The sequence below is a fragment of the Streptomyces sp. NPDC059679 genome, assembly GCF_042734105.1.
In the GTDB taxonomy this organism is placed as follows: Bacteria; Actinomycetota; Actinomycetes; order Streptomycetales; family Streptomycetaceae; genus Streptomyces.
On record NZ_JBHWES010000029.1, the window covers coordinates 90,931 to 103,955 of the forward strand.

At 69.1% G+C, this 13,025-nt stretch carries 10 protein-coding genes and 1 pseudogene; 6 read left to right on the forward strand and 5 right to left on the reverse strand.

The window, feature by feature from the left end:
* The first annotated feature begins 37 nt into the window (after positions 1–37).
* Entirely contained in the window at positions 38–1,045 is a 1,008-nt protein-coding gene (locus ACFV2X_RS28500; protein ID WP_385621658.1) for a LacI family DNA-binding transcriptional regulator, read from the forward strand.
* 90 nt (positions 1,046–1,135) lie between these two features.
* Positions 1,136–1,971 (forward strand): annotated as a pseudogene (locus tag ACFV2X_RS28505) (carbohydrate-binding protein); the annotation flags it as partial.
* 8 nt (positions 1,972–1,979) lie between these two features.
* Here the strand turns inward: ACFV2X_RS28505 and ACFV2X_RS28510 are convergent.
* The 5 genes from ACFV2X_RS28510 to ACFV2X_RS28530 form a co-directional block, all read right to left on the reverse strand.
* On the reverse strand, positions 1,980–4,289 hold the full coding sequence (locus ACFV2X_RS28510) for a beta-L-arabinofuranosidase domain-containing protein (RefSeq protein WP_385621661.1): 2,310 nt from the start codon (positions 4,287–4,289) through the stop codon (positions 1,980–1,982).
* A gap of 68 nt (positions 4,290–4,357) precedes the next feature.
* Positions 4,358–5,353 (reverse strand): glycoside hydrolase family 43 protein, encoded by a 996-nt coding sequence (locus ACFV2X_RS28515; RefSeq protein WP_385621664.1) that lies wholly within the window; start codon positions 5,351–5,353, stop codon positions 4,358–4,360.
* A 195-nt stretch (positions 5,354–5,548) separates the two neighbouring features.
* Positions 5,549–6,100 (reverse strand): hypothetical protein, encoded by a 552-nt coding sequence (locus tag ACFV2X_RS28520; RefSeq protein ID WP_385621755.1) that lies wholly within the window; start codon positions 6,098–6,100, stop codon positions 5,549–5,551.
* A complete protein-coding gene (locus ACFV2X_RS28525; protein WP_385621666.1) occupies positions 6,022–6,930 on the reverse strand; it encodes a glycoside hydrolase N-terminal domain-containing protein in 909 nt (302 codons plus the stop codon). Before ACFV2X_RS28525 ends, ACFV2X_RS28520 begins: the two co-directional genes overlap by 79 nt.
* Positions 6,931–7,044: 114 nt before the next feature.
* Positions 7,045–9,024, reverse strand: a complete 1,980-nt coding sequence (locus ACFV2X_RS28530) for a TIM-barrel domain-containing protein (RefSeq protein ID WP_385621758.1) — start codon at positions 9,022–9,024, stop codon at positions 7,045–7,047.
* A gap of 929 nt (positions 9,025–9,953) precedes the next feature.
* Here ACFV2X_RS28530 and ACFV2X_RS28535 point away from each other — a divergent pair.
* The 4 genes from ACFV2X_RS28535 to ACFV2X_RS28550 all read left to right on the forward strand — a co-directional run bounded on the left by ACFV2X_RS28535 (position 9,954) and on the right by ACFV2X_RS28550 (position 12,886).
* Positions 9,954–10,208 (forward strand): hypothetical protein, encoded by a 255-nt coding sequence (locus tag ACFV2X_RS28535; RefSeq protein WP_385621667.1) that lies wholly within the window; start codon positions 9,954–9,956, stop codon positions 10,206–10,208.
* A gap of 139 nt (positions 10,209–10,347) precedes the next feature.
* On the forward strand, positions 10,348–11,334 hold the full coding sequence (locus ACFV2X_RS28540; protein WP_385621670.1) for a LacI family DNA-binding transcriptional regulator: 987 nt from the start codon (positions 10,348–10,350) through the stop codon (positions 11,332–11,334).
* A gap of 186 nt (positions 11,335–11,520) precedes the next feature.
* Positions 11,521–12,462 (forward strand): glycosyl hydrolase, encoded by a 942-nt coding sequence (locus ACFV2X_RS28545; protein ID WP_385621673.1) that lies wholly within the window; start codon positions 11,521–11,523, stop codon positions 12,460–12,462.
* A gap of 16 nt (positions 12,463–12,478) precedes the next feature.
* Complete coding sequence (locus ACFV2X_RS28550) at positions 12,479–12,886, forward strand: integrase core domain-containing protein (protein WP_385621674.1); 408 nt, start codon at positions 12,479–12,481, stop codon at positions 12,884–12,886.
* Positions 12,887–13,025 lie beyond the last annotated feature (139 nt).

Sequence of the window (13,025 nt, forward strand, 5' to 3'; positions counted from 1 at the left end):
GTCGAGTAGGCATGGGACCGCGGACCGGGGGTGAAACGTGGCAACGATCCAGGATGTGGCAAAGGCCGCCGGAGTCTCGGCCATGACCGTCTCCAACGTCATCAACGACCACCCGAACGTGCGCAAGGCCACCCGGGAGAAGGTCCTCGAGGCGATGGCCCGGCTCGACTACCGCGTCAACGTGGCCGCTCGAAACCTGCGCAAGGGCCGCACCGGAACCATCGGCCTTGCCGTCCCCGAGGTGAACCGCCCGTACTACGGCCGGCTGGCCGCCGCCATCATCGCCGCGGCCGAGCGGCACGGCCTCCGGGTCAGCATCGAGCAGACCGGCGCCCTGCGGGAGAACGAGCTGGAAGCGCTGTCCCTGTCGCGCAACCGGCTGTACGACGGGCTCATCCTCAGCACGGTGGGCATGGGACAGGCCGATGCCGAGTGGCTCAAGGTGGACTACCCGGTGGTCATCCTGGGCGAGCGGATCTTCGGCGGCCCCGTGGACCATGTCGCCATGCCCAACATCGACGCGTCCCAGGCGGCCACCCGCCATCTGATCGAACGGGGGTGCCGGCGCATCGCCATCCTTTGCGGGGCGGTGGGCCAGGAGGTCGACGTGTCGAGCCTGCGCCACACCGGCTACCGGCTGGCCCTGGAGAGCGCCGGGCTGTCCGCGGACCGCCACCTGGTGCAGCGCCTGGACACGCTCACCATGCGCGCGGGCGCGCGGCGCGCCCGGGAGATGGCGGAGAGCGGGCTCGACTTCGACGGCGTGTTCTGTGTGACGGACACCGTGGCCATGGGCGTGCTGCGAGGTCTGGCCGACGCGGGTGTCCGGGTGCCGGAGCAGGTCAAGGTGATCGGTTTCGACAACGTCGACGAGAGCGAGTTCCTCGTCCCCTCGTTGTCCACCATCGATCCCGATCACGACACGATGGCCGAGCGGGCGGTGGGACTCCTGGCCGGACGGATCCACCAGGCCGAGCCCCGGGCGGATCGGCAGGAGTTCGTCAGCCGCTTCTCCGTGGTGGTCCGGGAGTCGACAGGCGGCTGACCGTACAGTCCGGCAGACAGCCCAGTCCGCTCTCTGTGAGTTTCTATGAGAAGGCCGGCCCGGGTGGGATGCACGCGTCGGTGGCCAAAAGACGTGGGTGTCAACCACGAGACGCTGCGCACGTGGGTGCGGGATGCCGACCGGGCTGCCCGGCCGGGGGCCGGTGAGGCCGGCGCGATGGAGAAGGAGAACCGGCAGCTGCGGGCGCGGGTGAAGGAACTCGAGCTCGAGCGGGAGATCCTGCGGAGGGCCGCGAAGTATTTTGCGGGTGAGACCAGCTGGTGAGTCGCTTCCAGTTCGTTGACGATCATCGTGGCGCCTTCGGCGTCAAGTGTGCCGGATGCTTGAGGTCTCCCGTTCCGGCTTCTACCGGTGGCTGGTCGGCGCGGGTGCCCGGGCTGAGCGGGCTCGGGCCGATGCCAGGCTCGCGGAGCGGCCGAACTGCATGACGCCGGGGTGCGGTCAACCACAAGCGCGTCGCTCGTGGCATGCGTGCTTGGAGCATCGTCGGGCGGCACCTGCGCAAGAAGGTCCGCACCACAATCCCCGAGCCGTCGGCGACGCCGGTGCCGGATCTGCTGCGGCGTGACTTCACCGCGGCCGAGCCGAACACGAGGTACGTGGGCGACATAACTTATCTACCCGTCGGCGGCGGCCAGTTCCTTTACCTGGCTACGGTTTTGGATCTGGCCTCGGCGACCGGCGGCGGCACCGTCGAAGCCCGACTGGGCGGTCCGAACGGGACGGTCGCGGCCCGCTGCGCGGTACCGAACACCGGCGGCTGGCAAACCTGGACGACGGTGTCCTGCCCGGTCAGCGGGGCGACGGGAACCCAGGACCTGTATCTGCGGTTCACCGGCGGCAGCGGCTATCTGGTCAACGTGAACTGGTGGCAGTTCACCCCCGTCGCCAGTGACCAGTTCTGACCACGACATCAGCGCACCAGGCGCACGTGGCGCAGCCGGATGGTGGGCGCCGGGCCGACCGCTTCGAACCGAACCTCGATGGGCCCGGCCGGACGGTCCGAGTCGAGCGGGAACACCTGGGAGATTTCCTCGCTCTCCGGGCCGGTCGAGGGTGTGAGCGTGCCCAGCACATGCCCGTCGACCAGCACGCGGGTCGGCCCCGTACCTCCGTCCGAGAGGTGGATCACCTGGAGGCCGGTGGCGGCACCGTCCCGGTCTGTCAGGCGGTAGGACCACCACCCGGTGGCGGCCCGCCACCTCAGCCCGTCGGTGAGGTCCGACCATGTGTCATGCCCCTCGAACCGGTGGTCGCTTTCAGGCTGTTGCTCGCCGGCGGCAACCGTGTCAACGGTTCGGTCGTGCAACGCGAGTGCCGCCTCGTCGGCCGCGCGCAGTTCCGTCCGCCGCTCCTGGAGCCGCTCCGGTTCCGCCACGGGGAAGTAGAGGTGGTAGCGGGAGTCGTGGATGCCGGCGAACGGGAGAAGGGTGACGGACTCGCCCGGTCGCGCGTCCACGTGGTCCAGGGCGAAGGCCAACCGGTCCGGGGCGAGTCGGCGCACCCCGGCCGCCAGATCGGAGGTGCTCCGGGCGAGCACGACGGGCAGGTGCTCCAGGGGGCGCAACGGGCCGCCGGCAATATGCCCCATCCGGGAGTCGTCGGCGAAGAGCCCGGCCAGATCGGTCCGGTCGCCCTCGGCCGCGAGCACGCTGGGCCCGAAGCGGTACGACACCCACGGCGAGCCGTCGGGAAGCAGCTCGGCGCTGATGCGCGGGCGAAGGCTCACGGTGACCGTGTCGCCTTCGCGCCACTGCCGCTCCAGACGCACGTAGGTCAGGGGTTGTCCGCCCGCTCCGCGGCGCGTGGTGAGCGGGGCCGGCCCGTCCTCGGGCGGTGCGCCGTTGATGCGGATCTGCGGCGTCCCCTCGTGCCAGCCGGGGACGCGTATGTGGATCGGCAGAGGGGTGGCGGGAGCGCCGCGCACCACGAGTCTCACCTCCTCGTCGTAAGGCGCCGTCCCGGTCTGCTCGAGCACCAGGTTCTGTTCGGGCCGGCTGAGGCGGGAGGCGATGAACAGGTTGACGAACAGGTGGTCGCCCTCGGTGGTGTACACCAGCTCGCCGTACTTGGCGTGGTTTTCCAGCCCGGTGCCGACGCAGCACCAGAAGCAGTTCTGGGGCGTCGACACCACGCGGTAGTGGCCCGGTCGCACCGGTGTGAAGTACACCAGTCCGCCCTTGGGATGCAGGGACGAGAGGATGTGGTTGACCGTCGCACGCTCGTAGTGGTCGAGCACCTCGGTGTCCGGCTGTTCGAGGAAGAGGGCGCGGCTCAGCTTGAGCATGTTGTAGGTGTTGCAGGTCTCGGGGCCCTCCGGCGACTGGAGCGCGGAGCTGAAGTCGTCGCGGGGATGCAGGTGCTCACGCACGGAGTTGCCGCCGAAGGAGAACGTCCGGTGTCTGGTCATGGCCTGCCAGAAGAACCGGGCGGCGTCCCGCAGGCCGGGGTCGTCGGCGACCTCGCCGAGCCGCTGGTACCCGACGACTTTGGCGATCTGGGTGTTGGCGTGCATCCCGTCGAGGACGTCACGGTGCTCGCACAACGGACGCAGCAGCAACTGGTCGAGGAACCGCCGTGCCAGGGCGGCGTACCGGTCCGTGCCGGTGACCTCGGCGAGGTCCGCCAGAACCTCGCACATGCCACCGAACTCCGTGCGGAGCATGGCTTCGTGGGTGTCGTCGTCCATCCCCGCCGCCACCCGGTCCCACCAGTCGGCCAGCCGCCGGACGGCGGTCAGCGCCGGCTCGGAGCCGGCGTGCCGGTAGGCGTCCAGCAGGCCGGCGAAGAGCTTGTGCAGGTTGTACCACGGGACCCAGGCACCACCGAGCTCGAACGAGTCCCGCTCGACCTGCCCCGCGGCCACCCGCTGCCACAGCCGTACGCCGTCGGGGATGCCCCCGACGTAGCCGGTGCCCAGGGCGTCCTGGCACTCGACGACGCCCTGCACCAGACGTTCGACCATGGCCCGCGGCCGGGGATCGTCCGTCACCGCGCTCATCAGAGCGGCGCCCGACAACGCGTGCCCGACGGTGTGGCCGTCGAGACCGGAGCTCTCCCAGTTGCCGTAGGATTCGGCAACCGGCGGCAGGCCGGCCTCGCGCCGCAAGGGCGCGAGGAGCCGGTCGGTGTCCAGGGACAGCAGATAGTCGAGGGCGGTGGTCTGTGCGTCCAGGAACGGGCCGGGAAGAAGACGTACCGCGCTGTACGGGAGTGACTGCATGAGTGCTCGTTTCCTTCATTGAAGGCTTCTGCCGTGCGGTGGACAGCATCGCGGTTGATGGTGCGTGATCAAGAATCGTTTGTCTGCCCGCCATAGGCACTCAGCAGCCGGTCGTACTCCGCCTGGGTGAGAGGGAGCACCGAGCCGTGCTTGGCTTCAGGGGGCAGTTGGTAGCTCGTCGACTGGGTCCACTTCCCGGAGTCGAGATCGGTGGTCTCGAAGGGGACGTAGTTGCGCCCCCCGAACTCGTCGATGAACATGTACCATTTGTCCTCCGTGTTCGACTTGAACACGGCCGGGCCCTCACCGCGGGTGATCTCCCCCTCACCGATGCGGTCGGCCACGAAGTCATATGTGGCGGAGGACAGTTCGCGCGACTTCTCCGCGATGATGAGCTTGCCGCTGGGCACGGAAGGCGTCTGGTCCCGCTCGTCCTTCGTGTAGCGGTAGTACACCCCGTTGTGCTTGATCACGGCTGAGTCGATCACCGCGTGCCCCGGATCGTGCCAGACCCTGGGCTCACTGAACGTGCGGAAGTCGGTGGTGGTCGCGCAGAGCATCCTGTTGTAGCTGGTTCCGGTGTGGTCCGGGTCGTCCTGGGCGTAGAGCTTCGAGGCCCAGAAGACGACGTACGTGCCGAGTTCGTCGGCGTAGTGCGCCTTGGGTGCCCAGGTGTTGCCCGCGGTGTCGGGGGACACCTTGACCAGGCGGTGACCAGTCCAGTTGACCAGGTCCGTGGAGTCCCACACCACGATCGACTTGCTGCCGGTGCGCTGGGCCCTGTCCCAGGTGAACCGCGTCGAATGCTCGCTGCCGGACGTCCACAGGTCCGTGGCGATCACATGGAACCCGTCACCTTCGGGGGAACGGATCACGAAGGGGTCGCGTAGTCCCCTGGTGCCGAGGCTGGAGGTCAGGACGGGTTCTCCGGCGTTCAGTTCCCGGTAGTGCAACGGGTCGTTGCCGCGGCTGAGCGCCATCCGGATCCGTTCGTCGTCGACTGCGGGGCTGCCGACGAAGTAGACGAGCAGGTAACCGGCGTAAATTGGTTGCGGCTGATACATAAACGCTCCTGCGTGTGGTGGAGGGGCAGGGCCGGGTTTCTACGGCCTGCGGCGCGCTTCGGGGGACGTACCGGTCGGCATCGAGACCGTGATCCAAGGGCCCCGGCCAGCACGGCGGGCAGTGCGTTCGCGGCGTCGGCGTTGTAGATGTCGAGGTTCGGGTTGTGGGAGGTCATCAGCGAGCGGAAGAGCATGTCACTGCCGGTGATCTTCCGGAGGTTGTCGTACACCTTGGCACCGTCCTTGAGCCGTGCGGCGGCCAAGGCGCGGTGCGAGGTCGGGACGCTCCTCCGGGTTGATCTCGTGCAGGGGCCAGGCGGCATACAGGTGCTGGATGTGGCGGTGGTCGTAGCGGTCGGTCAGGCCGGGTGAGGACCATTCCGCGAGCGCGCCGTCCTCGTTGATCCGGTAGTCGGGGAGCCTGTCGAGCAGTGCCGTCCAGCGTTCGACGCCCTCGCGGCTGCCCTGTTCGACGCCGACGGCGTTGGCGGCGTCTATGGCGGCCTGTAGGGCGTGCCTGCCGGCCGTGATGTCGCCGGTGGCGTTGACGGACAAGTGCTCGCCCGTGTTGCCCGGGGTGTTCTCCATGGAGAACGACGGCACGAAGACCGCCTTGCCGTACGCGCCGGTCCGCGTGAGGAAGTCCTCGTAGAACAGGGCCAGTTCCATCAGAGCGGGAGCGAGCTTGTCGCGCAGGAAGGTCTGGTCGCCGGTGACCTCGTAGTACTCCAGGAGCGGGTAGAGCAGCCAGTCGGCGCCACCGGTCCAGCAGTGGCCGGGAAGTCACCGCCGTTGAAGTGGAGCATATGGCCGTACTCGCCGTCCGAACGGGAGGGGGCCAGGAGGCCGCGTGCTCCGTAGAGGTTCCTCGCGTTGGTCCGCCAGTGGTCGAGCTGGCCGAGGATCAGGTCGAAGTAGCCCTGCATGGCCTCGGCCAGGTCGAGGATGTTGCCGCAGGCCACCTGGAGGTTGACGTTGGTGTCGGCAGGCGTGTCGTACCGGTCCAGCCGGGTGACGAGGGTGAGCCTGGATGCCCCGGTTACCACGATGGTCGAGCCGCTGACGGCGACCGTGCCGCCGGCGGGCACGACGCGGGTGACACCTTCGTAGCCGTACGCGCCCGTCGACTCGGGATAGACGGCTCGCAAGTTCAGCCATCCGGAGCCGTCTCCGACGTCGGCCAGGGTGGTGAAGGTCATGCGGGTGTGCAGGTCGTCGCCCCCGCTGTGGACGATCGATGTGTCGTCGAGCGCGGTGTGCACGCTCAGGGTGACGTCGACGATATGGCCTGGGGCCGGCGCCAGTTCGTGGACGATGACCCGGTCGGCGCGGGAGACGAAGATCGGCGGGGCGAGGTCGCGGGTGCCGTTCGGCAGGACCAGGCGGTGGTGGTTGAAGACGACCTTCTCCAGCGCCGGGTCCCCGTACACCACGGCTCCGTACTCACCGTTGCCGGTGAGGAAGCCGTCGGTCCACAACTGGGCTGGGGCGGTGTCGTGGATTCCCCGGTCGGGCAGTGCGACCTTGGCCGGCCTGGGCGCGGCCGTACCGCCCTCGGGAGGGTGTGCGGAGTGCATCGTGTTCTCTTCCTTCGTGCGGATCAGCGCCGTCTGATGGAGGGGCGGCAAAGCGGCCCCTCCATCAGACGTCTTGTCTCCTGGCCGACCGTGCGGGTGAGGGACCGGAGGAGGTCAGCCGAGCCGAGTTGCGACGTCGGCTCCTTCGCGCACGAAGACGGGAATGCGCTCCAGCGGGGCCTCCGCGTCGAGTGTCGTACCGCCCTCGACGGTGCGTCCGGTCATCGGGTCGAGCCAGCGTGCCCCGCACGGCAGATACACCCGGCGAGCCCGCGCGCCCGCCTCGTACACCGGTGCCACCAGCACATCGGGCCCGAGCAGGAACTGGTCGTCCACGTCCCAGGCGCGCTCGTCCTCGGGGAAGTCGAAGAACAGCGGGCGCATCGGCGGGGCGCCGGTGCGGTGGGCCTCCTCGGACAGCGTCCTCAGGTACGGGCGCAGCCGCTCGCGCAGCACCAGGTGCTCCCGGAGGATGCCGTACGCCTCTTCGCCGTAGGACCAGACCTCGTTCGGGCCGCCGCTCATGTCGGCGGAGAATGTGGGGTGGTTGGGCTCACGGTCGCCGTGCAGACGCATGACAGGGCTGAAGGTGCCGTACTGGAACCACCGGATCATCAGCTCGCGGTAGGCGGGGTCGTCCGGGTCGCCGCCACCAAAGCCGCCGATGTCGGTGTTCCACCAGGGGATGCCGCTCATCGCGACGTTCAGCCCGGCCCTGATCTGGCGCGAGAGGGAGTGGAAGGTGGTGGGGATGTCGCCGGACCACAGCGCGGCCCCGTACTTCTGGCTGCCGGCCCATGCGGACCGGACCAGGGACAGCGGCCGGTCCTCGCCCGCCGCGGCCAGGCCCTCGGCGACCGTGCCAGTGTGCAGCACGGGATAGAGGTTCGCGGCCTCGGCGGCCCGCCCGGCCGCGTAGACGGCGCGGTCGGCGACCTCCCGGGTGAGGTCCGGCTCGCAGGCGTCCAGCCAGAAACAACTCACGCCCAGCGCATAGTAGTTGTCATGCAGCCGCTGCCACAGCGCGGCGCGTGCCCCGGGGTGAGTGGCGTCGTAGTACGCCATCGGGCGCATCGGCTCCTCCGCGCTCCGCGACGGCCACGGGAAGGTGAGCAGGCCGCCGTCCGTGTCCTGTACGAGGTGTCCGGACGCGCGCAGCTCGTCGAAGGTGTCACTGCCGGGCTCGACGGTGGGCCACACCGAGACCGCGAGCCGCACCCCGAGGTCGGTGAGCTCCTTCACCATCGCGGCGGGGTCGGGCCACTCGCTCTCCTCGAAACGCCAGTCGCCCATGTTCGGCCAGTGGAAGAAGTCGCAGACGATGACGGACAGCGGCAGTCCGCGCTCGTTGTACTGCCGTGCCACCGCGAGGAGTTCGTCCTGGGTGCGGTAGCGCAGCTTCGACTGCCAGAAACCGGATGCCCACTCGGGGAGGAGCGGTGGGCGTCCGGTGACCAGGGTGTACGCATCCATGATCTGGGCCGGGGTGTCCCCGGCGGTGATCCAGTAGTCGACGCGCCCACCGCCGTCGGCGGTCCACCGGGTCGTGTCGGTGCCCAGTTCGACGCGGCCGGTGGCGGGGTTGTTCCACAGCAGTCCGTAGCCGCGCGAGGAGTGCAGGAAGGGGATGGCGGCCACGGTGTTGCCCTGGACGAGGTCGATCACACAGCCCTTCTGGTCCAGGAGCCCGTGCAGATGCTGCCCGAGGCCGTGCAGCCGTTCACCGTCGTACGCCTCGAAGTGCTGTTCCGTCCGGCCGCCCGCCGCATGGACGCGCGGGCCGGCGTGGTGGGGGTACGGGGTCTTGTCGGCGAGCAGTTCACGGCCCGAGCCGGCGTGCAGGAACCTCAGCCGACCGTGGGCCGAGGCCTCGACGGCGAGGTGGCCGTTGACCAGGCGGGCGGAGCCCTCGTCCGATACGGACAGTTCGGCGTGCGGGGAGGGCGGGGGGCTCTCCAGGGCACCGGGCGCGGCGGGATCGATGGCCCCCGAGGAGGCCCGCACCCGGACCGCGTGCGGGCCCCAGGGCTCGATGCGCAGGATCTCTTCGGTGGCGTGGTGTTCCAGGCCGCCCGCGCGGATGCTGTAGGACAAGGAGTTTCCTCTGTTCTTCTCAAGGGCCCGTGCACGTGCGTCCGTGCGGGGCGTCGGCCGAGGTGGCCGGTGCGTCTTGTCGTAGGACTGCTGGTAGATCTCCAGGAAGCGCTCCAACCCGACCTTGTCGAGATCCTTGACGTACAAGTCCCAGTTGGAGTCGAGGTACTTCTTCCCGGTGATGAACTGCACCGCGCTCTGCTGACGAAGCCAGTGGTGGAGCCGGACGGCGGGCTCGCGAAGCGGGCGATGGCCACGACACCTCGCCGGCGGTGACCGGGTCGCCGCCCGGTCCCAGGGGCGATCGTCACCGCTGCCCGCGCGCGGGCGGGCTCCCGCTGCCGGGGGAAGGCAGTGAACCCGGTAGCTGAACGGCAGCCCGAGAGCGGAGGAAGTGGCCAGGCGGCTGGCCCGCCTGGCGCTTCATCAGGGAACCGCGGGCAGTGACACGGATGTCCGGCGGCCGCCATGGCGACTGCCGGGCATTTTCAGGATTGATTCATGGCACACCTCGGCCACCGTCGGCTCCACGTCGGCGTGGCGGTTGTGAGTGTTCAGGGAGCAGGTCCGGTTCCTCGACTCGGCGGAACCATGCCCTGCGACGGCCGCATCGCAAAACCGGTTGCGGAGCGACATCGGCGAACGCTAGGTGCGTTGATCTGAGGCTGTCAAGTGCACCGGAACACCAGCCGGCGGGGGCGGACGGCCCTGCGGCCGAGCAAGTCGTCGCACGACTCTTGACTCCCCAGGCACCGCGATGGCAGCGTTTTTACCGGTACAAGCAAGGGCCCCATAGTGGGTCATTGTCGGCCGAACAGCACGCCGTGGGATGGCAACGCCATGCCGTCCCCTGCTCGCCGGCCGACAGCCGGAGGCCCGACAACCCACCGCGGCATCCCAACCCGCCACATCACAACTGGAGCACGTCCGTGCCTACCCCGACCTTGGTCATCAACCTCGGCATCGAGCGACCGACGATCAGCCGCAACCTGTACGGCCACTTCGCTGAGCGCCCCCGGCGCCGCAGCTACGGCGGCCTCCGGATCTGGCGCTGGAGGGCCGGAGACGGCCCGCCGGACCAGCGGGCGGCCTTCATCAACGAGCGCACGCAGCCGCACGACTCGCAACGCGGGGGCCAGAGCAGAGCCCCGAGCCGCCCGTGCAGGCACAGGGCAGGCAAGTGAAGGGGATTCCGGGGGTTGTGTTCCGGCGCCGGAGGAACTCTTCCTCTTTACTGGGGCTCGGCACAGGCAGAGGCGGGGCACAGCACTCGGGTGATTTTTGAGACCGCAGCCAGGGGCGAACGTGGTAACGATTCGGGACGTGGCGAAGGCGGCCGGAGTCTCGGCGATGACCGTCTCCAACGTCATCAACGATCATCCGAACGTGCGCCGGGCAACGCGGGAGAAGGTCCTCGAGGCGATGGCCCGCCTCGACTACCGGGTCAACGTCGCGGCCCGCAATCTCAGCAAAGGCCGCACGGGCACCATCGGCCTGGCCGTCCCCCAGGTGAACAGCCCCTACTACAGCCGGCTCGCCGCCACCATCATCACCGCGGCCGAGCGCCACAACCTACGGGTGAGCATCGAGCAGACCGGCGCTTCGCGGGAGAACGAACTGGCCGCCCTGTCCCTGTCACGCAACCGGCTCTACGACGGGCTCATCCTCAGCGCCGCGGGACTGGGGCCGGCCGACGCCGAGCGGCTCAAGGTGGATCACCCAGTGGTCGTCCTGGGCGAGCGGATCTTCGGCGGGCCCGTCGACCACGTCGCCATGCCCAATGTCGAAGCCGCCGAGGCGGCGACCCGCCACCTGATCGAGCGGGGATGCCGACGCATCGCGATCCTGTGCGGTCCGGTGGAGGAAGTCGATGTCTCCAGCCTGCGCCTCGCGGGCTACCGGCAGGCGCTGGACAAGGCCGGTCTGCCGGCGGACCCGGCCCTGATACAGACGGTGGAAAGGCCGGACATGCGCGAGGGTGTTGAACGGGCCCGCGAGATGGTCGACAGCGGGCTCGACTTCGATGGCTTGTTCTGCGTCAACGACTCCGCGGCCATGGGCGCGCTGCGGGGCCTGGTGAGTGCCGGGGTACGGGTGCCGGATCAGGTCAAGGTCATCGGCTTCGACAACGTCACGGAGAGCGAGTTCCTCGTCCCCTCGCTCTCCACCGTCGACCCGGACCACGACACGATGGCCGAACGGGCGGTCGACCTGCTGATCAGGCGAATCGAGGAGACCGAGCCCGGAGCGGAGCACGAAGAGTTCGTCAGCCCCTTCTCCGTGGTGATCCGGGAGTCGACAGGCGGCTGAACGTGGGCCGTGGCCTGGCGTGGCCCCGCGGAGGTCCCCGCGGTGTGCGGGCAGCCGGCCCCACACGACCGGCGCCGCATCCCTCCTTGCCCGACGTCATGCCTCACCTGGCCGCCGGCCGGGCGGTGGGTGCCGTCGCCGCACCCCGGTTTCTCAAGAACACTCGATGAGTAAGGAAGACCACCGGTGAACGCCGTAGCCGACGCCCCTCTCTTCCGCGACCCCGTATATGACGGGGCCGCGGACCCCGTCGCCGTCCACCACCGCCAAAGCGGCGAATGGTGGCTCGTCTACACCAACCGCCGCGCTACGGCCCCAGGTCCCGGCTTCGCCTGGGTGCACGGCACCGACCTGGGCGTGGCCGCGTCCGTGGACGGCGGTCGCACCTGGACCTACCGGGGCACGCTCACCGGCCTGGACACCGAGTGGGGCAGGAACACCTTCTGGGCTCCGGAGATCATCTGGCACGACGGGCTTTACCACATGTACGTCAGCTACATCCGCGGCGTACCCGACTCCTGGGGTGGCGCCGCCCGTATCCGCCACTACACCAGCCCCGACATGCTGGAGTGGACCCACCACGGGGAACTCGACCTCGACTCCGACCGGGTCATCGACGCGTGCGTGTTCCCACTACCCGGCGGTGGCTGGCGGATGTGGTTCAAGGACGACTCCCGTGGCTCGCTCACCTGCGCCGCCGACAGCACCGACCTGTACCACTGGCGGCCCATCGGCGTGGTGCTCGATCACCGCGGGCACGAGGGCCCTAACGTCTTCGCACTGGGCGGCCACTACTGGATGATCATCGACGAGTGGCGGGGACAGGGAGTGCTGCGGTCGGACGACCTGACGACCTGGGAACACCAGGGCCTGATCCTGGACACGCCGGGCAGCCGTCCCGACGACGGCAACATCGGCCTCCACGCCGATGTGGTCGTCCAGGGAGAGACGGCCTACATCTTCTACTTCACACACCCCGGCCGCCCCGCGCACACCAACGAGGACGACGGCACCCAGGCCACCCGTCGCTCCTCGCTCCAGGTCGCCGCCGCACGAGTCGTCGACGGCAGACTGCACTGCGACCGCGACGAGCCCGTCCGACTCGATCTGACCCCCGTGTCCCCATGACCGTCGAGAGGGCCGTGTGACCGGCCCGGTCCGCGACCTCCCGCCCTCCTCCGTCCGCGCCGAGCGCGACGAGGACCGGCTGTGCTCCCGCGTCGAACCGATCAGCCTGCTCACCCTGTGGTCCTGCCCCGCCCTTCCAACACCGCCCCGGGTACCGCGGATGAACGCCATCGCGGAACGCTGGATCGAATCATGCCGACGCGAGGCAACCGACCGCATCCTGATCACAGGAGAGCGCCACCTACGCCTCGTCATCAGCGAGTACGCGAAGCACTACAACCAACACCGGCCACACCGATCCCTCGGACAACGGCCGCCGGACCTACTCACCGAACCCGAACCACCCACCGCCACCGACAACACTCGCATTCATCGACGCGATCGGCTCGGCGGCCTCATCCACGAATACACGCAGGTCGCATAGAGGTGACACAGATTTCCGGCCGCCACAGGGTCACCCCACTCGCCCGCAACCTGCTCATGGACCTCGGGGACAGGGCTGGGTACTTCCGGTTCCTGATCCGCGACCGGGACAGCAAGTTCACCGCCCGCCGCGTTCGACG

What these genes read in the sequence shown, in the direction of transcription:
- ACFV2X_RS28510 (WP_385621661.1), bottom strand. Translation starts at nt 4,289, where the DNA reads ATGCAGTCACTCCCGTACAGCGCGGTACGTCTTCTTCCCGGCCCGTTC.
- ACFV2X_RS28515 (WP_385621664.1), bottom strand. Translation starts at nt 5,353, where the DNA reads ATGTATCAGCCGCAACCAATTTACGCCGGTTACCTGCTCGTCTACTTC.
- ACFV2X_RS28525 (WP_385621666.1), bottom strand. Translation starts at nt 6,930, where the DNA reads ATGCACTCCGCACACCCTCCCGAGGGCGGTACGGCCGCGCCCAGGCCG.